At 50.1% G+C, this 26,156-nt stretch carries 21 protein-coding genes; 13 read left to right on the top strand and 8 right to left on the bottom strand.

Features of this window, described 5'->3' with window-relative positions; translation table 11 throughout:
• Positions 1–10 precede the first annotated feature (10 nt).
• Positions 11–427 (top strand): VOC family protein, encoded by a 417-nt coding sequence (locus tag IEY46_RS11070; RefSeq protein ID WP_188992086.1) that lies wholly within the window; start codon positions 11–13, stop codon positions 425–427.
• A 39-nt stretch (positions 428–466) separates the two neighbouring features.
• Here IEY46_RS11070 and IEY46_RS11065 read toward each other — a convergent pair whose 3' ends face one another.
• From IEY46_RS11065 to IEY46_RS11055, 3 genes are all read right to left on the bottom strand, one after another.
• The gene (locus IEY46_RS11065) at positions 467–1,588 is read right to left on the bottom strand and encodes an SGNH/GDSL hydrolase family protein (protein WP_188992085.1); all 1,122 of its coding nucleotides are present in this window, start codon (positions 1,586–1,588) and stop codon (positions 467–469) included.
• Positions 1,589–1,797: 209 nt separating this feature from the next.
• Positions 1,798–2,727: a TauD/TfdA dioxygenase family protein gene (locus IEY46_RS11060; protein WP_188992084.1), complete on the bottom strand. Its 930-nt coding sequence runs from the start codon at positions 2,725–2,727 to the stop codon at positions 1,798–1,800.
• Between the two features lie 54 nt (positions 2,728–2,781).
• Entirely contained in the window at positions 2,782–3,726 is a 945-nt protein-coding gene (locus IEY46_RS11055; protein WP_188992083.1) for a TauD/TfdA dioxygenase family protein, read from the bottom strand.
• 435 nt (positions 3,727–4,161) lie between these two features.
• Here IEY46_RS11055 and IEY46_RS11050 point away from each other — a divergent pair, with 435 nt between their 5' ends.
• From IEY46_RS11050 to IEY46_RS11030, 5 genes are all read left to right on the top strand, one after another.
• Positions 4,162–5,148 (top strand): ABC transporter permease, encoded by a 987-nt coding sequence (locus IEY46_RS11050; protein WP_188992082.1) that lies wholly within the window; start codon positions 4,162–4,164, stop codon positions 5,146–5,148.
• A gap of 14 nt (positions 5,149–5,162) precedes the next feature.
• A complete protein-coding gene (locus IEY46_RS11045) occupies positions 5,163–6,032 on the top strand; it encodes a carbohydrate ABC transporter permease (protein ID WP_188992081.1) in 870 nt (289 codons plus the stop codon).
• A 64-nt stretch (positions 6,033–6,096) separates the two neighbouring features.
• The gene (locus tag IEY46_RS11040; RefSeq protein WP_229750231.1) at positions 6,097–7,641 is read left to right on the top strand and encodes an extracellular solute-binding protein; all 1,545 of its coding nucleotides are present in this window, start codon (positions 6,097–6,099) and stop codon (positions 7,639–7,641) included.
• A 31-nt stretch (positions 7,642–7,672) separates the two neighbouring features.
• Positions 7,673–9,037 (top strand): sulfatase family protein, encoded by a 1,365-nt coding sequence (locus tag IEY46_RS11035; protein ID WP_188992080.1) that lies wholly within the window; start codon positions 7,673–7,675, stop codon positions 9,035–9,037.
• Between the two features lie 313 nt (positions 9,038–9,350).
• Positions 9,351–10,628 carry an RNA polymerase sigma factor gene (locus tag IEY46_RS11030; RefSeq protein WP_188992079.1) on the top strand — a complete coding sequence of 426 codons (1,278 nt, stop codon included), beginning with the start codon at positions 9,351–9,353 and terminating at the stop codon, positions 10,626–10,628.
• 61 nt (positions 10,629–10,689) lie between these two features.
• Here IEY46_RS11030 and IEY46_RS11025 read toward each other — a convergent pair whose 3' ends face one another.
• Entirely contained in the window at positions 10,690–11,931 is a 1,242-nt protein-coding gene (locus IEY46_RS11025) for an alkaline phosphatase (protein WP_188993714.1), read from the bottom strand.
• 489 nt (positions 11,932–12,420) lie between these two features.
• Here IEY46_RS11025 and IEY46_RS11020 point away from each other — a divergent pair, with 489 nt between their 5' ends.
• The 6 genes from IEY46_RS11020 (at position 12,421) to IEY46_RS10995 (ending at position 20,621) form a co-directional block, all read left to right on the top strand.
• Positions 12,421–13,482, top strand: coding sequence for a zinc-binding dehydrogenase (locus IEY46_RS11020; RefSeq protein ID WP_188992078.1), 1,062 nt, complete (start codon positions 12,421–12,423; stop codon positions 13,480–13,482).
• A 13-nt stretch (positions 13,483–13,495) separates the two neighbouring features.
• The gene (locus tag IEY46_RS11015; protein ID WP_188992077.1) at positions 13,496–14,194 is read left to right on the top strand and encodes an orotidine 5'-phosphate decarboxylase / HUMPS family protein; all 699 of its coding nucleotides are present in this window, start codon (positions 13,496–13,498) and stop codon (positions 14,192–14,194) included.
• A complete protein-coding gene (locus tag IEY46_RS11010) occupies positions 14,187–15,104 on the top strand; it encodes a sugar phosphate isomerase/epimerase family protein (RefSeq protein ID WP_188992076.1) in 918 nt (305 codons plus the stop codon). Before IEY46_RS11015 ends, IEY46_RS11010 begins: the two co-directional genes overlap by 8 nt.
• Positions 15,105–15,109: 5 nt before the next feature.
• The gene (locus IEY46_RS11005; RefSeq protein WP_188992075.1) at positions 15,110–16,255 is read left to right on the top strand and encodes a glucose 1-dehydrogenase; all 1,146 of its coding nucleotides are present in this window, start codon (positions 15,110–15,112) and stop codon (positions 16,253–16,255) included.
• 53 nt (positions 16,256–16,308) lie between these two features.
• Entirely contained in the window at positions 16,309–17,346 is a 1,038-nt protein-coding gene (locus IEY46_RS11000) for a Gfo/Idh/MocA family protein (RefSeq protein WP_188992074.1), read from the top strand.
• A gap of 242 nt (positions 17,347–17,588) precedes the next feature.
• Positions 17,589–20,621, top strand: coding sequence for a fibronectin type III domain-containing protein (locus tag IEY46_RS10995; RefSeq protein ID WP_188992073.1), 3,033 nt, complete (start codon positions 17,589–17,591; stop codon positions 20,619–20,621).
• Between the two features lie 132 nt (positions 20,622–20,753).
• On the opposite strand, the gene IEY46_RS10990 is transcribed toward IEY46_RS10995, so the two are convergent.
• Both IEY46_RS10990 and IEY46_RS10985 read right to left on the bottom strand, forming a co-directional pair.
• The gene (locus IEY46_RS10990; protein WP_188992072.1) at positions 20,754–21,467 is read right to left on the bottom strand and encodes a 2OG-Fe(II) oxygenase; all 714 of its coding nucleotides are present in this window, start codon (positions 21,465–21,467) and stop codon (positions 20,754–20,756) included.
• 272 nt (positions 21,468–21,739) lie between these two features.
• Positions 21,740–22,321 (bottom strand): TetR/AcrR family transcriptional regulator, encoded by a 582-nt coding sequence (locus IEY46_RS10985; RefSeq protein ID WP_188992071.1) that lies wholly within the window; start codon positions 22,319–22,321, stop codon positions 21,740–21,742.
• Between the two features lie 105 nt (positions 22,322–22,426).
• On the opposite strand from IEY46_RS10985, the gene IEY46_RS10980 reads away from it, so the two are divergent.
• A complete protein-coding gene (locus IEY46_RS10980; protein WP_188992070.1) occupies positions 22,427–23,074 on the top strand; it encodes an NADPH-dependent F420 reductase in 648 nt (215 codons plus the stop codon).
• 607 nt (positions 23,075–23,681) lie between these two features.
• On the opposite strand, the gene ytxJ is transcribed toward IEY46_RS10980, so the two are convergent.
• Positions 23,682–24,023 carry a bacillithiol system redox-active protein YtxJ gene (gene ytxJ, locus IEY46_RS10975; protein WP_188992069.1) on the bottom strand — a complete coding sequence of 114 codons (342 nt, stop codon included), beginning with the start codon at positions 24,021–24,023 and terminating at the stop codon, positions 23,682–23,684.
• 100 nt (positions 24,024–24,123) lie between these two features.
• Positions 24,124–26,037 (bottom strand): glycosyl hydrolase family 18 protein, encoded by a 1,914-nt coding sequence (locus tag IEY46_RS10970; RefSeq protein WP_229750230.1) that lies wholly within the window; start codon positions 26,035–26,037, stop codon positions 24,124–24,126.
• Positions 26,038–26,156 lie beyond the last annotated feature (119 nt).

The raw sequence follows: 26,156 nt of genomic DNA, 5'->3' as shown, positions 1-26,156 counted from the left end.
GGATGCTGAAATGTCAAGCCATAATGCTCCGCACGGTTACCAGACAGTAACACCTTATTTTATCGTATCGGATGCAGCCAAGATGATTGAATTTCTGACAAACGTGTTTAACGCCGAAATGTTAAACCTTGGAACGGATGACGGCGGTTCTATCCTGCAAGCTGAAGTCCGTATTGGCGATACGATCGTCGAATTATCCGAGGGTAATGAAAGGTTCCCGGCCAGAGTGAATACCCTTCATGTGTTTGTCTCTGATACGGATGATTGCTACCATAGGGCGATATCTGCCGGTGCGACATCCTTGTATGAACCGGCCGATATGCCTTATGGCGAACGCAGCGGAGGGGTGCAGGATCCTTTTGGAAACCATTGGTATATTGCGACTTTCAATAAAGGAGAGGGCGAAGGTTATTACCCGGGTTCATGAATGAGCCGCTACAAATCGCATGGTCAGGTTTAAGGTTTGTCATTCAACCTCCAATTTATCTTTCAGCAGTTCTCTGAATATGGGCTCTAGGGATCTGGCCATGCGCAGGAAACCAAGATCCGTAGGGTGAACACCGTCTACGGTACATTCTTCCGCATCATCCTCGCCAAGCAGGGAGGAGCCGTCTGCGTAATGAATATGGAGGTCCCCTTCGTCTCGCAGTCGCTCTACCGTTGATTTCTGAATTGCCTTCCGGTCCTCATGGAGTTCCAAGAGATCGGGATAGAAGCGCTCCCCGGCGTATTGAATTTTGGAAAGGACCAGAATCGGGACAATCGGATGGCGCTCACGGAGAATGCGGATAAATGGTGTCAAAGTAGCAGCTAGTTTTTCGGCAGGTCCCGAGTTGGCTTCATAGTCGAGAACGAGAAGAGCAGGATCGGGAATATCGGCAATAGTTCGAGCCACTTCGATTTCTCCTAAGCCGCTGCCGGAAAATCCAAGATTAATAAACTCAAGGGGAATAGAACGGCTCAGAATGTTGGAGTAGGCCATTCCCGGCCTTGTTGCGCAGCCTCCTTGCGTGATCGACGTCCCGTATATGACGACCGGATTGATGCTTGGATACGGTGGGACTGAGCGGATCAGCGCATCCGAATCAACACCGATCAATACTTCTTCGACTCCTTGATACAACGGGAAATTCAGCGTAACGCAAACATCTCGTTGTATTGTCCAATTAAACAAGGATGCTTCGTATTCGGACTTCGAATGATCAAATCTGGTTGTACTCAAATAATGCTGGCTGCCGGGTTCGCCCAAATAGCAGTCGAATCCGCATTGTCCCGTTGCAGGCATATGATACATATTGGAGGGACCGGTAAGCTTGACTCTGACTGACAGACGGGAAGAGTTGGTGGTAAACCGGATCTGCCCCCCTGCGGTACAGTTTGCGAGTATATCGACGGCCGGCGGCAGAAGCTCGGCAGGCGAGGATGGAAGGCGGCGGTAGAGCTTCTCCTGCTTCAGCCATGCGAAACCGGCTATATGAAAAGGGGCTTCAAGCGGTGACAACCATTGCAGATCATCCATAACGCGCTTCTCAAGGGCCATATTCTTATCAAGCTTAACAGCATCAACAGATTTTGACGGTTCCGGCATAAAAACTTCATCCCCAATTCCATATTTTTTTTCGGAGCTCAAACGAAAACGATCGGATAAAAGCGATTCCAGTATAGCAGCGAAAAGACCGGAGTACCAGAACAAAATGACACTGCGCTCTTTATTGTATATGCACACAAAGAAGACAGCCGCTCTAATCATGAGCGGCTGTCTTCTTGTTTCATATTATTGAAGGCTTCGAAGTTATACTAAGAAGCGTTGGAGACGGGATCGGGTTTGGCTTTCTTCACTGTGACGCTTTGGCGGCCGTCAATGCTCACAGGCACGTCTCCGTCAAGAGTGACCCTGCGCACGATGCGATGCTGTTTTCCATAGTCGGAAATCGCATAATGCTGGGTGGCGCGGTTATCCCAGATGGCGACGTCGCCAATGGTCCAGCGCCAGCGCACCGTGTTTTCCAGACGGGTAATATGATTTTGCAATAAGGAGAACAGTTGAGCGGAATCGACAGCAGAGAGCCCCAGAATTTTTTTGACAAAATGGCCCAGCAATAAAGTGCGCTCGCCCGTCTCGGGGTGCACCCGGACAAGGGGATGCTCCGTTTCATATACCGTGGATACAAAACCGCCATCCTGATAACGCTGCGGGTCTTTCTCAGTCAATTCCTTTTGATGCCGTGCCGCATAGTCATAATCGTTGCTGTGCAAAGCCCAAAGCTGATCGACAAGGCTGCGCAGCTCAGCAGGTAAATTCTGATAGGCAGTCGCCGTATTCGCCCAGACGGTATCCCCGCCTGCCGGCGGAATGACGACAGAGCGAAGAATGGATGCTTTGGGATAAGCATCAACGAAGGTGACATCGGTATGCCAGGAGTTAGCTCCCCCGCCATATTGGGAGTTAAGCTCCAGCAAGTAATCAGTTCCCTGCTTCACATGCACGGTTGGATGCGCTACCGGTTCCCCCAGCAGGCTGGCGAATGCCTCCTGGCCCGCATCGTCCAGATGATGCTGATCACGGAAGAAGACGACCTTGTGCTCCAATATAGCTTTACGGATTGTTTCAAGCTCCTCGCCTTTGAGATCTGCGGACAGCCGAATGCCTTTCAATTCTGCGCCGAGTGCTCCGGCGACCGGAATGATTTCAATACCTTGGGAAGTTTCATTGCGATTTTCTGTCATCTTATTATCCTCCTTGGTTTCGGTCTGAATGGACCGTTTGAGATGGTTATAAACTTAATAGGGACGGTCACCGCAAATGGCAACCCGTTCGGCGACGCGGCGGTGCGGAAAATAGTCCGACACTGCATAATGCTGGGTGGCGCGGTTGTCCCAGAAGGCGACAGTGTTCGCTTCCCAGTGAAAGCGGACCTGAAATTCGGGAACCAGAATCTGACGGAACAAATATTGCAGAAGCTGCTCGCCTTCCTCCGGATCGAGGCCGACGATGTGAGAGGTGAAATCAGCGTTCACAAACAATGTTTTGCGTCCGGTCTCGGGATGAGTCCGGACGACCGGATGTACCGCGGGCGGTAATTTGGCCTGCCAGGCGGCTAATACATCCGGTGCCATGTGGCGGCCGAAAGTATGCGTGAAATCATGAACGGCCTGGAGGCCTTCGATGCGTTCCTTTGTTTCATCCGGCAAGTTATCGTAGGCCGCTGCCGTATCGCTCCAAAGGGTATCGCCTCCATAAGGAGGGACCTCGATTAACCGGAGAACCGCACCCAGCGCCGGCTCGAGCCGCCAGGTCACATCGGTATGCCAATTGTTCGCGCCACCGCGACGATTCTCGTCAGCGGTGAATCGCACCACATCCTGAGTATCGCCCGGAGGGAGAAACGGGTGTGTCTCAAGCTCCCCCCACAACCGTGCGAAATCCCGCTGCTGCTCACTTGTGATAAGCTGGTTGCGAAAAAAAATCACTTTCCATTCCAATAGCGCTCTGTTCAGTTCCTTCTGAAGCTCGGCAGAAACAGGCTGACTCAAATCGACGCCTGTGATTTCCGCTCCGATGAGAGGGCCAAGCGGTTTGACACCGAATAACGCGTATGGATGTTCCTCCGCATGATCCGGCAAACGGCGAAGCAGATGAATGCGGGAATGAAAACCCCGGTCGGGTGTTTGAAGCTGTCTGACTTTTACATTTGCGCTTTCAGTCAATGGACATTCTCCTTCCATAGAATAAATATAAAAACACCACGCCCGGTTTCAAAAACAAACCGGTCATGGTGTTTCCAGTGAACTAGTCAACACATGACAATTATAAAATTGTATTCCGATTGACAAACTCGGAAATGACATAACCCCATATTATCTGGGAGAATGCTTCTTGTCAAGAATAAAAATAATCGACAAATTTTATTCGATTATTTTTATTTGCTAATAATTTTATTCGTTTATCCAACGCTGAAATCGGATTCGAAATTTAAGATTGACATCATCCATATCCGTTGATATTGTAATATACATTAACCAAATCGGATTAATGAGAATTAGGGTTGCGCTTGGAACGTCACCTAATATGTCGACCGGAAAACTGGAGACACAGCCGTATCTGAAAAGATGCCTGTGTCTTTTTTTGCGTCAGCGTCATTAACCGACAGGAGGATGAGTATGAGAGAAGTCTTTGCCGAGAAATCGTTACGGAGTGTCGGCCGTGGAGCCTCACATCGAAAAGGGAGGCTGGGTATAAGAAGAAATTCGGCCTGGGTGTATGTTCGGCGCCATCGTTATCTGTATCTGATGCTGCTGCCGGCCGTCGTTTATTATGCTTTGTTCCATTATTTGCCCCTTTATGGAGCGACGATCGCATTCAAGGATTTCAGCATTACGAAGGGGATATTGGGAAGCCCCTGGGTGGGCTTCAAGCATTTTCAGTATCTGTTTGGATTGGATAAGTTCTGGGAGGTTGTGATGAACACCATCATCATCAGCTTCTTGAGGCTTTGCGTCGGATTTCCTTTCCCGCTGCTGGTCGCGCTGCTGATGAATGAAATCAGACTGGCGTTGTTCAAGAAAAGTGTGCAGACGATCATTTATCTTCCCCATTTCATCTCATGGGTGATCCTGGGCGGGCTCATGTACAATTTCTTGTCGATTGACGGCGGAGTGGTCAACAATTTGATCAAATCGATGGGCAGCGATGCCGTGGGTTTCATGAGCGACGAAAAGTATTTTCGCGCAACGATGGTATTTTCAATGGTATGGAAGGAATTCGGCTGGAACTCCATTATCTTTATGGCTGCGTTGGCAGGGGTCAATCCGCATTTATATGAAGCGGCTGTGATCGATGGGGCCAGCCGCTGGGACCGGATATGGCGCATCACGATTCCTTGCATACGCAGCACAATCGTTATTCTGCTCATTCTCAGACTGGGGAATATGATGGAAGCCGGATTCGAGCAAATATTCGTATTATACCATCCCGGCGTGTATTCGGTTGCTGACATTATCGATACGTATGTTTATCGGATCGGGCTTGCCGAAGGGCGTTTCAGTCTGGCTGCCGCAATCGGATTGTTTAAGTCCCTGATCAATTTTGTACTGCTGATGATAGCCAACAAGCTTTCAAGAATGATGGGCGAACAGGGCGTCTATTAAAAAGGAGGTGCCTCATGGTACAGCACAAAGGGAAATTCGGATATATGTTCGACATGTTCAATTATTCATTTCTAGCGTTCCTGGCTTTCATTACTCTATATCCATTCTGGGATTCATTTATCGTTTCCATCATCCCGATGAAAGAATATTTAAGTTCGAATATCCATCTGTTTCCCAAAACCGTGACATTCGAAGCCTATTCTTATTTGTTATCGATGAAGGAGCTTTGGAGTTCGTATATGGTGACTTTTATCATTACTGCCGGAGGTACACTGATCAATATGCTGCTAACCATTACGGCGGCGTATGCGCTCTCCGTACAGGAATTAAAGGGGCGCCGAATCATCATGTTTTTTATCCTCATTACGATGATGTTCAGCGGCGGCGTAATCCCTTCTTATATTATTGTGAAAAATTTAGGACTGATGAACTCGCTTTGGGCGTTGATGATTCCAAGCGCCATTAATACTTACAATTTGATTGTGCTGCGCAGCTTTTTTCAATCGCTTCCTCCAGAACTGGAAAGCTCCGCGAAAATTGACGGCTGCAATGAAATCGGCGTTTTGTTCCGGATCGTGATTCCATTGTCCTTGCCCGGCATCGCGACCATTACGCTGTTTTATGCGGTTGCGCACTGGAATGAATTTTTTAATGCCGTGTTTTATATTTCTGATAAAAATCTGTACCCGCTTCAGCTGTTTCTTAGAGGGATGCTGTTTGAGAATGAATCCACCTATTCAGGCGGCGGAGATAGTCCTTTCCTGCTGGGACCTGCTATTAAGATGGCAACCTTGATGGTTGCTACGGTTCCGATCATGCTGGTCTATCCGTTCTTCCAAAAATATTTCGCGAAGGGGGCGTTGCTTGGAGCTGTAAAAGAATAGGGGCCGGGTACTCGTGCCAGGCATCGCTGCAAAACAGATATTCGACAATGGAGGAGAATGCAACATGCCAAGAAAAATCCGAATCGTTTCCGCTATGATACTTATCTCAATTATATCCGTTATGCTGAGCGCGTGCGGGGGGAATCAAACAGATAACAACGGGGGCGAAGCACAGAAAAATAATAAAGACGGTCAAAAGCAGGCTGCCGAAGAGCCCTATGAGCTGACCTATTTGACTACCGGCGATCAAGCCGCAAAGCCCCTCCAGCCGAACGACCGCATCATTGCGGAAATCAACAAGCGTCTGGGCATCAAGCTGACTGTCAAAATCGTACCTGAAGGGTCAATCGATAAAATCAACGCTGCATTCGCGTCAGGCGATCTCCCAGATGTGGTGTCCACCTATTATCCGACCAATGCCGTAACCCAGTGGATTAAGGAGGGGCTGATTGTCCCATTGAACGATTATTTAAGCGATATGCCTACGTTTGAGAAAAATATCGAAGAATTCAACCTGCAATGGACGGCTGTTGACGGAAAATATTACGGTTACCCCTTTATAGGTGGCACAAGGTCCAATTATACCGTGCAGTTTAGAGGCGACTGGCTGGAGAAGCTGGGAATTAAGCCGCCGGATACACTCGACGAGTTCTACAGTGCGCTTAAAGCCGTATCGAATAAAGATACTTACGGCTTGACAACGAACAAACCGGATGCCGGCAATCCGTTTACCGCGTTTAACTTTGTCTTTTTCGCTTACGGTCTTCCCTATGGCGACTGGGCGCTGGACAGCAGCGACAATGCCGTTCCTATTTTTGAACACCCGGCTTATAAAGAGGGAATGGTTTACTTAAAGAAATTGTGGGATGAAAAGCTCATCGATCCGGAATTTATGGCCATCGACCGGCCGACCAAGGAACAGAAATTCTACCAGGGCAAAGCCGTATTTATGGACGGTCCTTTGTTCCGGCACGTGAACCGAATCGAAAGCAGCCTGCAGAAGGTCAACCCTGATGGGAAACTGGAATGGGCCGCACCTCCCGCCGGACCGGACGGCAAACGCGGCATGGCGCAAAAATCGAAAGGCGGGATTTTTACCGCTGTTACGAAAGAAGCCAAAAATCCGCAAAAAGCAGCCCAGTTCATCGAGTTTCTGCTTTCCCGGGAAGGCAAGGATTTGCTGGAGCTTGGTATCGAAGGGATCCATTACACGAAAGATGGGGACAAGATCAACTACAACGAAGAGGAGCGCAAAAAAGACGGGTTTGCCGACAACGGTTGGGCACATCCGCTGGCATGGGGGAATGTAACCTGGCCGATCGATGATGATTACCTGCCCCAGACTGAACCGCAGCGGGATCGGGCGCAGCAATCGGTCGAGCTGGCCACCCAATATTTTGTTCCCAATCTTGTACCCCGCAAAACAGATGCGGAAATCGAATTGGGCTCGACCGTCAACGATATTTACAATCAATATTTCCTGGATATCTTGAGCGGAAAAGTCGAAATTGACAAAGGCCTTGCCGAGCTGAGCAAGAAATGGAGACAGCAGGGCGGCGACGAAATATTGAAAGATGTAAATGAAGCCTATCATAGCAGTAAAAAATAATCGCTGGCTTAGACAACGAAGGAGGTCAGACATGGTCTTGGATTCCGCTTCCAAACGTCCCAACGTAGTCGTTTTTTTTACCGATCAGCAGAGATGGGACACGACGGGCATACATGGCAACCCGTTGAACTTAACTCCCAACTTTGACCGGATGGCACAGCAGGGGACCCATATTTATCATTCGTTTACCTGCCAGCCTGTTTGCGGTCCGGCCCGATCTTGTTTGCAAACAGGCAAATATGCGACACAATCCGGCTGTTACCGAAACGGAATTCCTCTGCCTGAATCGGAGCTGACGCTCGCCCATCATTTCAAAGCTGCCGGATACCAGACCGGCTATATCGGAAAATGGCATTTGGCTGATGAAGAGCCGGTTCCGGTGAGCAAGCGGGGCGGTTATGAATATTGGCTCGGCAGCAATCTGCTGGAATTCACGTCGGATACGTACCGCACGGTCGTTTACGATAATGACAATGAGCCCGTTCATTTGCCGGGATACCGGGTAGACGCCATGACGGATGCGGCAATCCGCTTTATAGATGGAAAAAGCAGCGATGCGGATCCTTTTTTCCTCTTTCTGTCTTTTCTGGAGCCGCATCATCAGAACCATCTCGACGACTATCCACCGCCTGATGGTTATCGCGAGCCGTATACCGGCCGGTGGATTCCGCCGGATTTGGCTGCTCTTGGCGGCAGCGCGCATCAGCATTTGGGCGGGTATTTCGGAATGGTGAAGCGTCTGGATGAAGCGCTTGGCAGACTGCTGGACGCGCTCAAAAGTCTCGGGCTTGACGATCAGACGATTATCCTGTTCACCTCCGATCACGGGAATCATTTCAAGACGAGGAATGATGAATACAAACGCTCCTGCCACGATAGCTCTATCCGTGTACCTACGGCGATTACAGGGCCCGGATTCGAAGGCGGCGGGCAGCTTCGTTCGCTGGTCAGTCTCATTGATCTTCCGCCAACCTTGCTGGAAGCGGCAGGAATCGCTATCCCCGAAGAGATGCAGGGAACATCCATTGTGCCGCTGCTGCGCAGTCAGAATGAAAGGGGGCAGGAGGAGGTGTTTATTCAGATCAGTGAATCCCAGGTTGGGCGTGCAATCAGAACGAAGCGCTGGAAATACGGGGTGACCGCTGCGGATAAGGATGGATGGATCGATGCGTCCTCCGACCGTTATCAAGACCAATATCTGTACGATCTCCTCTCCGATCCCTACGAGTTGTCCAACCTGATCGGGCTGGAATCGCATCATGAAGTGACCGAGGTTCTGCGTAAACGATTGATACGAAGAATGGTCGCTGCCGGTGAGCAAGAGCCCGTCTTCGATTCAGCGGAGCCGTGGAGCTATGGCCAGAGACAGGTATATATACATGAAAGCGAGTCATGAAATCATCATCAACTTTTTTTATCGTAAATGACAAAGAGGTCTTTCTTTCCAAGCGGAGAGAAAGGCCTTTTCATTTGGGGCGTTCGGTGGGGCAGCTGCAGTCTATCCTCGCTTCATGGCGGAATAATGAAGCATCTTCGGCTTTACAAAAACAGGTAGGCTATCTGATAATATATTTAATGAAAGTTTAAAAATAATGTCGATTGAATAATAAGGAGGAAAACGAATTGCGTTTTATGAGGTTTGTAAAAGACCCCGAATCGCTGGCCAAGAAAACTGCCATTCAAGAACAGTTGGAGCAAAGGAGAAAAGCGTGAATACATCCGCTGCACACCGTACTATTGATGCGATCTGGCGTATCGAATCGCCCAAGCTTATCGCCGGACTTGCGCGAATGGTGCGCGATGTTGGCACTGCCGAAGATATGGCGCAGGACGCGCTTGTAATCGCGCTTGAACGTTGGCCGGTTACAGGTATTCCGGACAACCCGGGTGCCTGGCTGATGGCGACCGCCAAACGCCGTGCAATCGATCTTCTGCGCAGAAACAAGCGGCGCGACCAGAAATATGAGGAAATTGGGCGCGGCAGCGAGTTGTATTCGGAACTGGACCTGGAATCGGCAATGGACGGAGAGATTGGCGACGATCTCCTGCGTCTGATTTTTACTACCTGCCATCCGGTACTTTCCAGAGAGGCGCGGGTTGCCTTGACGCTCCGTTTGCTAGGCGGCCTTACGACCGATGAGATCGCTCACGCTTTTCTCGTAGCGGAATCGACTGTCGCACAGCGGATCGTTCGTGCTAAGCGGACTTTGTCTGCCGAGCAGGTTCCCTTTGAATTGCCGGCAGGCGAAGAGATGATAAACCGGCTTTCGTCAGTACTTGAAGTTATCTATCTGATGTTCAATGAAGGATATACAGCAACGGCAGGGGGAAACTGGATTCGCCCGCTGCTCTGTCAGGAAGCGCTGCGTCTGGGGCGTATTCTCGCCGAAATCGCTCCATCTGAACCTGAGGTGCACGGCATGGTCGCGCTGATGGAGATCCAGTCTTCGCGTTTCAAAACGCGCGTGAGTCAGACCGGCGAACCGGTACTGCTCATGGATCAGAACCGGGCGCTATGGGATCACCTTCTGATCCGCCGTGGCCTGGCAGCGCTGGAGCGTGCTCGCAGGCTCGGGCGTCCGCTTGGCCCGTATGCGCTTCAAGCTGCGATTGCTGCATGCCATGCGCAGGCTCTTACGGCTTCGGACACGGATTGGGCGCGGATTGCCGCCTTATATGAAGCTTTGGCACAGACAGCACCGTCGCCCATTGTGGAACTGAACCGGGCGGTTGCGATCTCCATGGCTTTCGGCCCTGAGTTCGGTCTGCGCCTGGTGGATGAGTTAGTATCTGAGCCGTCGATGAAGGAATATCATCTTTTGCCAAGCGTCCGGGGAGATCTTCTGTTGAAAGTGGGCCGTATCACTGAAGCGCAGGGGGAGTTCGAGCATGCCGCTTCATTGACGCGGAATGCACGTGAGCGTGAACTGCTGTTGAGACGAGCTGCCGAATGTGCTGCCGCTGCAAACGGAGAAAATAAGATTTAATAAAAAAGACGTAAGAATGGAGATTCCATCCTTACGTCTTTTTGAATGTAATGAATACTTGTTATTTCTTGACTTTCAATCCCATAGCCTGCATAAGCTTGCTGAACACTTCTGTATTCTCATAGAACCCGGTAAACAGGTCGGCATTCCGGCCCATTGCGGTGATGGGAATATCAACAGCCGTATGGCCTGATGTTGTCCAGTCTACGACAAAATTAAACGTGCTGTTTGCGATTGCGAAAGGCCCGTCTTCTTTGGAGATCCCGTCGCCTGACTCATCTTCGGCATTCACTTCCTCGATGGAGAACCCGCCAGTCTCATGGTCGGCTAATACGAGAACCAGCGTTTCCGGGTGTTTCTTGGCAAAATCCTTGGCTACCTGAACGGATTTATCCAGCTCCTGACCGGCTTTGATCGTCATTTTGGCATTGTTCTGGTGAGCGAATTCATCTGTCCCTTCTTCCTCGACCATCAGGAAAAAGCCCTTTTTATTAGCGGAAAGCGTATCGATCGCCGTTTTAGTCATCTCTGCCAGGGAAACAACCGGATGATAGAGATCGCCTTCGCCTTCCGGTTTTTGCTGAAACATTTCCTCATTAGCAAAAAGCCCCAGTATCTTGCCTTTTTTAACGTTCTGCAGCCCGGTTTTGCTCGATACATAATTGTAGCCTAACTGTTTGGCCTTGTTGACCAGATTGCCTTGTGTCCCTTTGCTTTTCTCCGAAGGGTCTTCGCTGGGCTCATCCTGGAACATGCCAGTCTCACCGGCCGGATACCAGAAATCCTCGCCACCTCCGAGAATGACATCAACTTTGCTTTGCGTGATCAACTGCAACGCTATCTCACTTTGTTTGGAACGGTCTTCCACATGCGCGCCGAATGCAGCGCCCGTAGCATCCGTAACCTGGCTTGTCGTTACAATCCCTGTTGATTTCCCGGCTTCTTTCGCGTATTCCATGATTGTTTTTACTTTGGATCGATTGGCATCCATGCCAATCGCACCGTTATAAGTTTTCACACCGCTGGCGTAAGCGGTAGCCGAAGCAGCCGAATCCGTAACCGGAACGGTGGAACTGGTATGCAGGAGTCCGGTGTATGGCATGGAGTCCATGGCCAGGCTGCCTTTTAATCCCACAGTGGCTAGCCGGATGGCATTACGTTGAGCGGTTCCCATTCCATCGCCGACGAATAGAATGACATTTTTCGTTTGTGGAGATGCGGCGTCCGCCTGGCTGGCTGGCTGCGGAATGATCGGACTCGTGACCAACAGAGCTGCAGCCGCTGCTCCCGCAACAACAGTCATCACAATATTCTTATTCGAAAATTTCACATAATCCCTCCTGACAAAAGTAGTTTTCTGTTTCATACTAGTGCTTGTTCATTAAGGGAATGTTTTCGGGATTTCATGATATTGTAAAAAGGGGAGAGGAGCTGGCACCATGCTGTGGGGAAATCTGCTCCATGCTGATTCAGCTGGAAGATACAAGGGGGTGCCTTCAGCGGCTTGGACATATACGCGTAACGATCATTTTTTTGACAAGCGGAGTCAACCTGTTATAAGGAACATCTGGTGGGGACAGGTATGAAATCCGCTCTATGAATTAGAATCCAGATAGAATACAATGTCATTAAAATGTAGATCGAGATTCTTGCTTTCCCTATGTTTGGATTTCCTCTTCAGCTTCGTTGAATCGAGCTGAATTCCATTTCAAGGGAAACAAGGCTATGGAAAGAGGGTCGTGTTAAGACGGCAGGGAATCAAATACGATGATGGTGAAGGAGAGAGGACGATATGAAAGCGGTAGTCAATTATGGTTCCGGCAGCGGCAGTGTAGAGCTTAGAGATGTTTCCATGCCGGATAAGCCCGGTTCGCGTGAGGTCGTTATTCGCGTACAAGCCGCAGGAGTATGCGGAAGCGATCTGCATATGTACCACGACATCCAGGGATTTCCGGTAAATCGGCCGGTGACTCTGGGACATGAATTTTCCGGTGTCATATCGTCTGTCGGGAGCGAAGTGAAAGGGTTCCGTGTCGGCGACCGAGTTGTAAGCGAGACTCCCGCCTACCTGTGCGAGACATGTTTATACTGCCGGACTGGGCAATATAATTTATGCCCGAACCGCCGCGGCTTCGGCGTTCTCGAGAATGGCGCAATGGCGGAGTATGTCAAATCGCGTGAGTCGATCATTCATCATATTCCCGATACAGTTTCGTTTGAAATGGCAGCGCTAACCGAGCCGGCATGTGTGGCGTATAATGCGGTCGCTTGCCATTCCTCCATTCGTCCGGGCGATCATGTTGTTGTGTTCGGACCTGGACCGATTGGACTCATGTGCGTGCAAATCGCCAGGCTGTTCTCGCCGGGACATCTGGTTGTCGTTGGAACGAAGAGAGACGGAAGCCGCCTGGAGCTGGCCCGGCAATTCGGCGCGGATCAGATCATTGTAGCAGAAGAGGAGCAGGTGATGGAGAGCATACTTGCTTACGGCGACGGTTATGGTCCGGATCTCATACTGGATGCAGTTGGAGTGTCGGCAACGCTGAAGCAGAGCATAGATTGCATCCGTCCGAACGGGCAAATTACGAAAATCGGATGGGGGCCGGCTCCGGTAGGGTTTTCACTGGACCCGTTAATTCAGAAAGCGGTTACACTGAAAGGCTCCTTCAGCCATAATTACCCGATGTGGGAAAAGGTGCTCCTCTTGATGGCTCAAGGGAAAATAAATCCCCTGCCAATGGCCCGCATGTATGGCATCAACGACTGGAAGACGGCTTTCGATGACATGGTGTCGCTGCAGCAGGCGAAGTCGATTATTTGCCCAAACATCAGCGAAATGACAAATCCTGAGTAGAGGAGATGGGGAAATGGAGCCGATTGTTCAAATCTCATTAGATGTAACCACAATTGAGGAAGCGCTGGAGATGGCCCAGGTAGCCGTGGAGGCAGGGGTGGATTGGATTGAGGCCGGAACGCCGCTTTTGCTGGGGGAGGGGCTGCACGCCGTCGCGGCGCTGCGCAAAGCTTACCCGAACCATCCGATCGTCGCGGATTTGAAGACGATGGACGGAGGCTATCTGGAAGCGGAGATGATGGCGAAAGCAGGGGCCACGCATGTCGTCGTCATGGGCGTTGCTCATCAGGCTACCATCCGGGCGGTCGTGCAAGCAGCCAGAGATTACAACATCCGCGTGATGGGAGATATTATGGCGGCTCCGGATCCGGTTGCCTGCGCGAGAATGCTTGAAGGCAATGGAGTGGATTTTATCATTGTGCATACTGGCTTTGATGAGAGAGGGGAAGACCCTGACCGGTCGCCTTTCGACCATCTGCATGACGTGGTTGCAGCGGTATCGATTCCGGTACAGGCAGTTGGCGGCTTGACTATCGCCCAGGCATCAGACATGCCCGCACATGGTGCGCCGCTCGTCGTCATCGGCGCCCCGCTGGTCATAGACAAGCAGGAATTCAAGCCGAGCACGAACCGGGAACAAATAAAAAGCATTCTGGAGCAAGTTGTTGAGAATGTCAAGCGCGGAGGATCGGGGAGTGTAGGCCATGAGTGAGCAAGGGATAGCAGGGAAACCGCAAGTCGCCGTATTTCCGAAAGGTTATATTGAAGCGCTCTCCGAAGGAAGGATGAGCCTGCATCAATGGATTGAAGAGGCGGGTACCCTGGGAGCGGATGGACTGGAAATGTACCCGAGATTCTTCAGGCAATGGGACGAAGCCTACCTGAACCTGATTAAGTCCGAGGCGCAGCAGCAGGGACTGCAAATTCCAATGATGTGCTCCTCTCCTGATTTCACACATCCGGATGCGGAATTCCGCAAGCAGCAAGTCGACCATATGAAGCATATGATCCAGGTGATGGCTGTCCTGGGCCCGGACGATTTTCGCAGCTGCCGCGTGTTATCCGGCCAACGGAGGGAGAATGTGTCCAGGGAGCAGGGTATACGTTGGACCGTCGAATCGATTCGCGAGCTGCTCCCTGCCGCAGAGCGTCATCGCATCCATCTGGTGATGGAAAATCATTATAAAGACGGTTATTGGACGGCCCCTGAATTTGCCCAGCAATCCGATATATTTCTCGCTATTGCCGATCAGATCGAATCCCCGTGGTTCGGTATCAATTACGATCCGTCGAATGCAGTAGTAGCTGGTGAAGACCCTATCGCTTTGCTGGAGAGGGTTAAGGAGCGCGTGCTTACGATGCATGCCAGCGACCGTTACTTAATGCCGGGCCATTCCATGTCCGAATTACAGCAGCATCAATCTGAAGGTTATGCCTCCATTCTGGTACATGGGGTCATTGGCCGGGGATTAAATGATTATCCCGTTATATTTGAACATCTTCGCAGCGCCGGCTTTCAAGGATGGATATCCGTGGAAGACGGGGTTAACGGCCTTGAAGAGCTGCGTGATTCAATTGCTTATGTTAAACAACAAATAGATCAATCAGGGTTGGGGAGCTGACGGGAATGAAAGCGATTGTTTTGAGAATGGATGGAGAACAGGGCTTCACAGAGTTGGTTGAAATAGACAAACCGCAAATCCGTTTTCCGACAGATGTCCTCATCCGGGTACTGCGGGTTGGACTTGATGGCACGGATCGGGAAATTATTCAGGAGCAGTACGGAATTCCGCCTGAAGGGGAAAATCAGCTTGTTATCGGCCACGAACTGCTGGGAGCGGTAGTAGAAGCCGGCGAACAATCCGGATATGCCCAAGGCGACCTGGTTACGGCTTTGGTCCGCAGACCCTGCCGGCATCTCGATTGTGTAAACTGCCGCAACGGCCAGCCGGATTTTTGCGTAACCGATGAATATACGGAGCGGGGCATTAAGGCGGCACATGGTTACTTGAGCGAGTATGTGGTGGTAGAAGCAGCATATCTTGTCAAGCTGCCCCCATCCTGTATGGATTACGGTGTATTGGTTGAGCCGCAAAGCATTGTCGAAAAAGTCTGGCACGAGGTGCTTAGAATTCAGCAGCGGATGATATGGCAGCCGAAAACCGCACTGGTTATCGGTTCCGGTCCGCTTGGCTTATTGGCTGCGGCGACTTGCCGGTCCCTCGGTATGGAAACGTATGTATGGTCGTTGAATGATCCCGGCAGCTTCAGCGCCGAACTGGTCCGGCAATGCGGAGCACGGTATATGCAGGCTCATGAAGATGGGGCAGAGAGATTCGGTGTTGAAAAAGGAGTGCGGCTGGATATGGTATGGGAATGCAGCGGATATACCCCGAATGCTTTTCACGCGATGCAGGCCCTTGGGAATAATGGCGTTCTGGCTATGCTCGGAGTCACTGGAGACAATCGGCAGCAGATGCTTCCCGTAGACCGAATCAATCAGGAGCTGGTTATGAAAAACAAATGTGTGATCGGTTCCGTGAACGCCTCCCGGGTGGATTTTGAAACCGGTGTTTATCGTTTGCAGCAAATTGAACAGCAATATCCGGGGCTGCTTCAAAGCATAGCCTCGGACGTCTGCACGATCGAACAAGTGCCGTTCATCGATTTCAGCCGGTTGAATATGAAGGCGGTTGTCGATCTGGTGCCGCCGGATCAGTGGGAATCCTTCATTAATCCGAAGAGTCATATCGAGTATCGGTTTACGGTGTAATTGGCAGCGTTAAAGAGGATTTATTTGTTTATGAGAGAGGGAGAGTGGATGGTGTGAAATTAAAAGCTGTGCTTGTCGGCACGAAAGGCTGGGCGGATGCCCATGCCAGAGCTTATCAAGCATGCCAGAGCATCGAGTTGGTTGGGATATGCGGACATTCCAATATCGATAGATTGAACGAACTGGCGGACCGGTATCAGATCCCGCACCGGTCTTTGAACTTAGCGCCATTGCTGCATGAAACAAACCCGGATGTAGTGGATATCGTCAGCAGCCCCGATGCCAGGCTGGAATTGGTGAAAGTGGCTGCCCGGGTATCAGCAGTCAAAGTCATCAATATCGAAAAACCGTTAGCGCTCACGCCTTCTGAAGCTTATGAAATCGCAGATATTTGTAAATCCCATCAAAAATTACTGTTAGTCAATCACCAGCATAAATTTCTGCCGGCTTGGAGCAAGGCCCGCAATTGGCTCCAGGAGGGGGCTATCGGGGACATAGAGTTCATTCGCGCTTCTACGAAAGTCAACATCATGGAGCAAGGCTCGCATCTCATAGATATGGTGATGTTTTTTAATGATTTCAGTCCGGTTGCCTGGGTAATGGGACAAGCGGGTCCTTATGAAGGAAAGGATAATTCCTCCATCATTGCGCCCGATGAATCGATGGCAACGGTTCTTTTTGACAATGGGGTGCGTGCGATGTTCGAATGTGGTGCATTTGCCAGATCCATTCCGGGAGAAACGAATCCTTTTTATCATATTGGCATTGACGTCTACGGTACGGAGGGGCATGTGAAGATTGCTCTTAATCAGACTCTCGAAATGAGAAACTATCTCACGCACAAACACGTGATCGAGAAGTCCAGTTGGGAAGAAAGCTATATGGATGCGCTGGTTCTCTATCTGGAGTCGATCGAAGGATACGTGTCGAATCCAGATGCCGGTCATAGCTGCGATCTTGAACATTCAATGCTCTCCTACCAGGTTATTATGGCCATCTATCATACTGCCAAGTACGGGGGGAAGATTGTTTTGCCCCATCGGTTTGAAGACAGCATCGTGGAACGGTTCGTTGACGATTCCGAACAATAAGAAAGCACCGGTTTCAGGTGTATTTTGTGAAATCTATATTTCGTCCAGCAATCAAAGTTGTGAGCGTTCGCGGCCAAATTTAAACGAATTTAGCCCATATTTGTCATATTTTTATAAAAAATTGAAAGCGATGGGGTTAATTGCTATGATCAAAATGTAAGGGCTTACAAATTCTTGGAGAAGGAGGCGGAGGACAAGTTATTGTCAAGCATGAAGTCAAAATTAAACGGGAGGAATGATCAATGACAGGTCAAAGAATCGCGTTTACCGGAAGGAAAGCAATGTTGAAGAAAGGGGGCGCTGCGCTGATTATGCTGCTTACATTTTCTTTGCTTGGCAGTCTTGTCCCGGCGGGCAGCATGCTTCCGGCTCCATCTACGGCAAGTGCGGACGGTGAAGTATCTTACGGCAACCTGGCTGGAATGGACGATTTGGGACGGATTCTGCCAAGGGACGGACAGGTGCCCGCCGAGCGCAGCGGCAAGTATGTGGGCATATTTTATTTTTTATGGATGGGTTCGCATGGAACGGCAGGCCCTTATGATGTGACGCAAATTCGGGCAACGGACCCTGGTGCGGTCAATAATGGCAGCAGTCCGCTATGGGGGGCTTTGCAGGCTTGGCATTTCTGGGGAAAACCGCTGTATGATTATTATTTGTCCGACGATGCATGGGTGCTGAGAAAACATGTGCAAATGCTGACCGACGCCAAGGTTGATTTTCTCGTTTTCGACGCAACGAATGCTTTCACATACAAAACAGTGTACGACAAGTTGTTTGCTATTATGGACGAATACCGGCTGAAAGGCTACAAAGTGCCAAAAGTGGCCTTTTATACGAACAGCAGCTCCGGAACGACTATAACCAGCTTGTATAATGATATTTATGCGCCGGGCAGGTACCCGGAATTGTGGTTTAACTGGAAAGGAAAACCGCTTATGATCGGCGATCCTACCCAGGTGTCGACGACCATAAGGAATTTCTTCACCTTCCGTCTGAATCAGTGGCCCAATGAAGCCCAGAAAACGAACGGGTTTCCCTGGATTGAATTCCAGCGGCCGCAGCGGGTGTTCTACAACGACCAGTCCGAGAAGGAAATTATCAATGTTTCGGTTGCGCAGCATCAGGATACAATCAGCATGAGCGACACGCCGTTCTACGGATACGGTCAGAACTGGGGAAGGAACTATCATAACGGGGCCAACGACAATACGGCAGGAGCCGTCAATTGGGGCTATAATGCAGTCGAGCAGTGGGACTACGCGATTTCGCAGGATCCCCAGATTATTTTCGTGACCGGCTGGAATGAATGGGTAGCCCAGCGTCAGCCCGCGGATACTGCAAGCCGTCCAATCAAATTTGTCGATGCGGCAACATTGGAATTCAGCCGGGATATCGAGCCCATGAGCGGCGGCTACGGCGATAATTATTACATGCAGATGATGGGATATATCCGCAAGTTCAAGGGGCTGTCGCCGCAACTAACGCCAAGTGCGAAGAAAACGATCACGATCAATACCGACTTTACCCAGTGGGACAATGTAACGCCTGAGTACCGGGATTACACGGGCGATACCGTGGCGCGAAACAACAGCGGTTGGGGTTCGGCGACCTATACGAATAATACAGGACGCAATGATTTTGACATCATGAAGGTGGCGAGGGATGATAATAATTTGTATTTCTATGCAAGCACCGTTAATCCGATTACTGCCTATACGGACGCCAAATGGATGCGGCTGCTGATCAATACGGACGGCAATTCATCGAATGGGTGGAAGGGTTATGATTACATCATCAACCGTTCGGGAACGACAGCAACGACGGCTACCGTGGAACAAAGCACAGGAGGCTGGAACTGGACGCCGGCTGGAACGGTCAACTACAAGTTGAGCGGGAATAAAATACATTTCGCCATACCGCGCAGCATGATCGGCTTGGGAAGCTTGAGCAGCCCCATGACGATTCAATTCAAATGGTCCGATAATATGCAGACCGACGGCAATGTCATGGACTTTTATGTCAACGGGGATACGGCTCCATTCGGACGCTTGAATTACGTCTATACGGAAGCTCCCGCTTTGCCCGCTCCACCATTAGATGTAAAGGCGGGAAGCGGCAACGCTCAGGTCAATCTGAACTGGTCGCCGATCGTCGGAGCGACAAGCTATAATGTCAAACGAAGCCTGACAGCGGGAGGACCCTATACTACAATTTCGACCGCAGGCAGCGTCACCACTCCAAGCTACGCCGATACCGGGCTGACTAACGGAACAACTTATTATTATGTAGTATCTGCAGTCAAAACCGCCGCCGGGGAAAGCATGAATTCTTCGGAAGTATCGGCAGTGCCCATGACTTATACAAGCGGGAAGGATTGGAACTTTAATACCAATGGCAATCTCGAGGGTTGGAGTATGGTGAATCAGGCGACCGGTTCCGTGTCAGGTGGGTTACTCTCCATTACCTCGAGCGGTGGAGATCCTTTTATTCACTCTCCCGACAGTCTGGGAATTACGAATCCCTGGCTGAACCGTTATATCCGCGTGCGCATGCAGAACGGAACGGGCAACGCTCAAGGTCAAATCTACTTTACTACAACAGCTGATTCCTCCTGGACCGAGGCCAAGTCGAAGAAGTTCACAATCAGCACATCCAGCGGATATAACGAGTATGTGATTGATATGGGAACCAATGCGGCATGGATCGGAACGATTAAGCAAATCCGTTTTGATCCATCTCAGGCAGCGGGAAGCATCGGTGTGGACTACATCCGAATCACCAGTCCCTCGGGCACGGGAACGATGTATCATTCCGCCAACGGATTCAGCTCTACACAGGGAGCCAATCAGTGGTCGTATAAATATTCAGCCGACCTGGTCAGCTATACCAATATGACCTGGAGCTCCGCCAATTCCAGATGGGAGGGAGCAAGCTCGCTAATTGCCAACACATGGCAGCATCCCAACAATGCCTCCAAAGCCGTTCGTGCCTGGACGGCCCCGACGACAGGGACGATAAACATCGTCGGCAATGCCAGAAAAAGCGCGACCTCCACGCTGGGCAACGGCGTCAATGTGAAAGTGTTGAAGAATACAACCCAAATCTGGCCGGCTACGGGCTGGCAATTGATCGGTGCTGCCAATACGACCGGCTATAATTTCAGCATCAACACGTCGGTCAGCACAGGCGATGTGCTTTATTTCATCGTCGATGCAAACGGTGAACACAGCTACGACACAACAGATGTAGGAGCGGCAATTAACTATCAGTAAGGCAAGCCCTTGGATGCAGAAACCTTCAATTCCACCTGACAGGTGTGATTGAAGGTTTTTTTCGATTGCTTAGCCAATGCCACTCTTGAAAAATCGAGTCGACTGCATGCATTTGCTTGTAAGTAAGCATTGTTATTTGGCATCATGAAAAATAATGCCCAGGGAGAATCTCGTGCCGGATGTTACCGTGCTTACTCCGTGCCGAAGCGTAGTCCGGTAGTATCCGCGCGTCCCCGGTACGATGCGGTGCCGGGTCGGGAAAATCAAGCCTTCGCCCTGGTCAAGCGTGATCACACTGCCTCTGCTCTGCGCCCGCGGACGCTGTTCCATTAGCAGAAATTCGCCGCCGGTGTAGTCCGTATCCCTCTGATTAAGTGCGAATACAACCTGAAAGGGGAAAAATATATCCCCATACAGATCCTGATGCAAACAATTGTAACCGCCTGCTTCGTACTTCAATATCAATGGCGTAGACCGGGTTTGCCCTTTTTGTTGGCACTGTTCCACAAATGCAGCGAGCGATGCAGGATAATCGGCTGTTTGTCCTGAAAGCTCCAAATAGCGATTAGCGGCTTTGGATAGTTCGGGGTATATGCTTTCGCGCAGCTGCTGAATTGGATATGGAAGGGGGGCGTCGTAATATTTATACTCCCCAATCCCGAATCGGTATCGGGCCATGTCAATCGTATTTCGGAAAGCTAATTCATTTCCATAGCCAACCATAAGGTCTGTGCAAACAGTAGGGCTCAGTAAACGTGGCAACTTCGCATAACCGTATTCATCGAGCGATTGCTGCAGCGTGACCCAGTCGAGTTTAGCAACTGATGATGCGATTTGATCATTCATGCTGTTGATCTCCTCCTGTATATGAGCTGTCGGATTCGGGCGTGTAGCGGGGCACCCTGTTTCTGAAAGAGTATAACCCCTATACGCGGTGTTTGTACGCTTTATCGAATGTTACAGCAAGATAACGAAGGGATAAGGCGTCAAGAAACACGACCTGTTAGGCCTAGGAGGGAATAAATTTGCAACAAAAACGAAACGATCATCTTCACCATGTTCACATGGAGAGATGATCGTTTTTTTGTATTAGGAATTACAGCTTATCAGGGTAGAGCTTATTTGTGATGCGATTGAATTAAGACGGTGGCGGCTTGGACAATATCTGCCGGAGGAGAGTCCGTTCCAATCAGCCGGGCAGTCATGCAAAAGCCTTCCATCAGGACAAACAGCTGCCGGGCAAGGGAGACAGGCGATAACAACCGCGCTTGTTCGCAGATGACCTCCAAACGGCTCACAACCGATTTTTTATGACGGCTTGCTGCCTGGTTCACCATATGGTCAGGGGAGGGGTATTCGACGGCTACAGCCTGATAGAGACAAAAACTCGATTGCGGGGACAAGGAATGCTGGCCGAAAATGGATTTGAAAAGAGCCTCCAGCTGCTGTTCCGGTTCGGTAATTCCTTGTATGGCGCTCTCGAACCATTCCCAATACATTTCACTAGAACGTTCCAGAATCTCAACGATTAAATGGTCTTTGGAAGGAAAGTGCTTGTACATGGTCATCTTCGTAACGCCTGATTCGGAAGCAATCCGATCCACACCGATGGAATGGAATCCATTAGAGAAGAAGAGCTGGCTTGCCGTATTGAGCAGCTGCTCGCGTGCAGCGGATTTCTTGTCACTGGTTTTGTTCATATTCGTCACCTCATATGATTGACATTATACAGATCGGTATGTATACTGTCAATGTAAGCAAAAGTATACAGACCTGTATGTATAATTTGAGGAGGCAGAGTGTTTATGAAAATCGGATTTATTGGGTCGGGTAATGTAGGGCAAACGTTGGGACTTGCACTGATCAAGCGAGGGCATGATGTCATGCTGGGCGCAAGAACGCCATCTAAGCTGGTGTCGTGGCTTGAAACCTTTGGGCAGAATGAACTTGCAAGCGTCGGTTCCATTCAAGAAGCTGCGGCACATGGCGAAATCGTAATCAATGCGACGCCGGGAACTGTATCTCTGGAAGCGTTACGGGAAGCAGGCAGCCAATCTCTTGCGGGGAAAATATTGATCGATCTCGCGCTGCCGCTTGATTTTTCAAATGGTGAGCTTCGTCTGTCCGTGGCCAACTCCGATTCATTAGGGGAGCAAATTCAACGGGCCTTCCCGGATACGAAGGTTATGAAAACGCTGAATACGGTAACATCCGCTTTAATGGTGAATCCGCTCAGCCTGGCGGACGGCCAGCATGATTTGTTCATCAGCGGGAATGATGCGGACGCGAAGAAAGAAGTCATCGGTTATTTGAAGGAATGGTTGGGTTGGCAAAGCATCATCGATCTGGGCGACATTTCTTCGGCGCGTGGCACCGAACATCTCCTGCTTCTGTCCTCCAGGGTGTATGGAGCTTTCGGCCACCCGGATTTTAACTTCAGAATTGTCGGTTAGAATCAGGCGAGGGAACCACGACGAAGAGGTTCCCTCACCGCTGCGCTTCTGAGTCTTTAATCGCAGAAGCATTCGATTTTGTGAATTCGTGCGTCACATAGCAGTTCCAGGAATTCAGCTATATGATGTTGTATTTGTTCAGGCATCCTAGGTTTTAATTTCTGTAATTCTGTTATCAGGATGGGAATATCATGCATTGAAATGAAATGGTCCTTATAATAATCTTTGAGTCCAGCAAATACAGGATAGTCAGCCGCTTGAAAATTCCTGCTGAAAATACTTTTGTGTAAGGAATCATTGATCGGATAATGATAAACTACGTGTCCCGATCTGTCCTTAAAGTAACAATCCAAGGCCACCAGGGTTCACCTCCATACCCATGATCAAAACTTATGTCCATTGACATGAGTTTTTCTATTTGTTGTTCTATTTACTTTATGAATCATATCGGTAACCCAGCAGAAAGAACAGCCTTGCTTCTCTACGTCTAAAGACGATTTGAAGACAGGCTGTTCGATTGTTCATTCACATAGATCAAATATTTCATGCTGTAACGCCGGGTCAATGTGAAGAGGGCGAAATGGCAAGCCGCTTATCTTGTCCAGTGTTAATCCATGACGGCACGCATATGGGCTTCGGTTATCGCCCAGTGAGTCGCGCTCCAATATTTCTCTTTATTTTTAATCATAATAATTTGAGGAGACTCATGTTTAACGGATACATCTTCGGCTATCTGGTTGGAAACCGGGCGCGACTCAATGACCTTTACGAGGACATAATCCGCATTCGTTTCGGGGTTATTTTCCAGATATTTATTGAATTCCTCATACGCGTTCGAGCTGACCGGGCAGGTTGTACTGTGCTTGAAGACTACCAGCGGGCGATTGGAGGAACCCTCCAGAGCGGAATTCCATTCTTCGATTGTTGTTATTTCATTGTATTGCGGCATATGTTGTTCTCCTCCTTAAACTGATTTGCATGTCAGACAACCATTCCTTCCCACTATACCATACCAGACGCAGATTATTCCAATATCAGAGAACCAGTGCTTATTTCTGCTGTAGCAGTAGGGTCCACAGACCGGAGCTTTCATAACCCAGCCGCCAAGCAGCAACTCCAGCCAGGCCGTATTTATGCGCAATGTCGACGCGCGCCATAATGGTTTCAGAAGTTTCCGCCCAAAACACATGGGTATAACTGTCTTTTATATACATGTAACGGGTCTGCCCGGCATCAGGATCGTATGTGCCGATTGCGCCGCGCTGCTGCACGAGCCCAGCAATTTCATTCATGGGGATAGCCCGGCTGTCAATCAGCTGGCCCGCAGGATTGAGCCTCCATTCGCGCACGTAGAAGGGGATGCCCAACATTAGCTTGTCGCGGGGAATGCCGTATTCAAGAAACTGTCTGACGCCTTCTTCGGCCCAGGTCAGCTCCGCGACAGAACCGGCTTGATCGCTGCCCGCCCAGTGCTGGTCATAAGCCATGATCATGATCATATCGACGATATCGGCGAGCGCTTTGTGGTCGTAAGCTGTTTTGGTGTTCCAAGCGGTATCGCCGCGCGGCAGATCGATGGAGACAGTTAATCCCTTTTGATGCGCCGCCGCCGTGAGGTCGCGGACAAATGCCGTATAAAGGGCACGGTCGCCTCCAGCCAGACCCTCGAAATCCAGATTAACGCCTGCTGCCTTCAGCCAGGCCAGGCGGTTGATAAGAGAATTGATAAATTTTGACTGTGCGCCTGGATTGCGCAGAAAAGCGCTGGTCATTTTGGCATCGAACTGGTTATGAACCAGTGGAGTCATTTTCAAGCCCGATTGGTTCATCGAAGCTGCCAGCGAAGGGTCCGAATAATCCGTCAGCGTTCCTTCGGCATCGGCAAGCTCGAACCACGAAGGGGAGGCAATATCGAGTCCCAGCGTATTTTGGACCTGCGCGTGAACGGTGTCTGTGTGTGAAGTTCCATTCCAGGCCAAGTAGACCAGCTGGCTCCGGTTCTTCCAGATCATACGGCCGTCCGCGGTGGAAACAGAGGCATTTTTGTAGCTCCTGGCGTAAGCAACCGCTTTTTGTCTTGTATGGAAATAAGACAGCAGCCGATCCCCCTGTTTCACGCTTAAATAAGGAAGATTGGTCCACCATTCCTGCCCGTCTTTCACAATCGCTGCACCGGAAAGCGTTTTTGCATAAACCAGCGCACCGCCAAGCCCGCTGAATGTTTGAACTGCACGGCCGTTTTGGGTGACGGTAAAGGGTTTGATTGTCGTGTATACAACTTGTCCTGTTGCGGTATTAACCACCTGGCTTCCGGGCTGTTTGGCAGCTGCTCTTACCGCATCCAGCAGGAAGGAATATCGCTTTCCGCTGACGGAGCTTCCTTTGAGCGTAATATCGTAAATGGCTGCAGCCTCGCGCTGAGTCTGTTTTTGTTTGGCGCTCAAATTGTCCCATATCCACTGGTTGGATGCGAGCTCGATGATATGTATATTGCTGTAAGCTTTGGCGGCTTGCTTGGCTTCGTTCAGAGTAGCATAAATCCAGTCCGGCAAGGATTTATCTCCCTGAAACATTTGATATCGGGGATAAACGCCGGATAGCCACCCGGGAAGCTCAAGGCTTCGAATTTGCGGGAAACGCAGCTTAGCGGCAAAGGCTTTGGCTTCGGCCAAAGTCCGGAATTCCCGGCTTGCCGTCGAATATCCGTTCTCATAGACCTTATATTTCGGAAGGTTATCCCAGATCCATTTGCGGCTGGTGATGAACTCCACATGGCTATATGCATATTTTTTTGCAAAAGCGACCGCTTTCGCTTCGGATGCAAATTCCATGACCATCTGGTCATTCTGATAGACGCGGTAGGGTGTCGACAGATCTTCGCTTCTGGCAGATGCCGCGGCAGCCCCGTATACAGCCTGCAAAATCATTGCGATGACAATGGGCAGTTTCCAAAGTTGACGCATAGATCCAAACCCAGCTCCTCTCTTAATCTCGTGTATTAGACGCCAGGAGGGAGGGGGAGTTTCGGCAGAAATGCGTTCTTCCTTTATTTACATAGGCATGCAGTAGAATGGCATGACAA

Source organism: Paenibacillus nasutitermitis (assembly GCF_014641075.1).
GTDB lineage: Bacteria > Bacillota > Bacilli > Paenibacillales > Paenibacillaceae > Paenibacillus_Z > Paenibacillus_Z nasutitermitis.
This window is presented reverse-complemented; position numbering and strand designations above follow the sequence as displayed.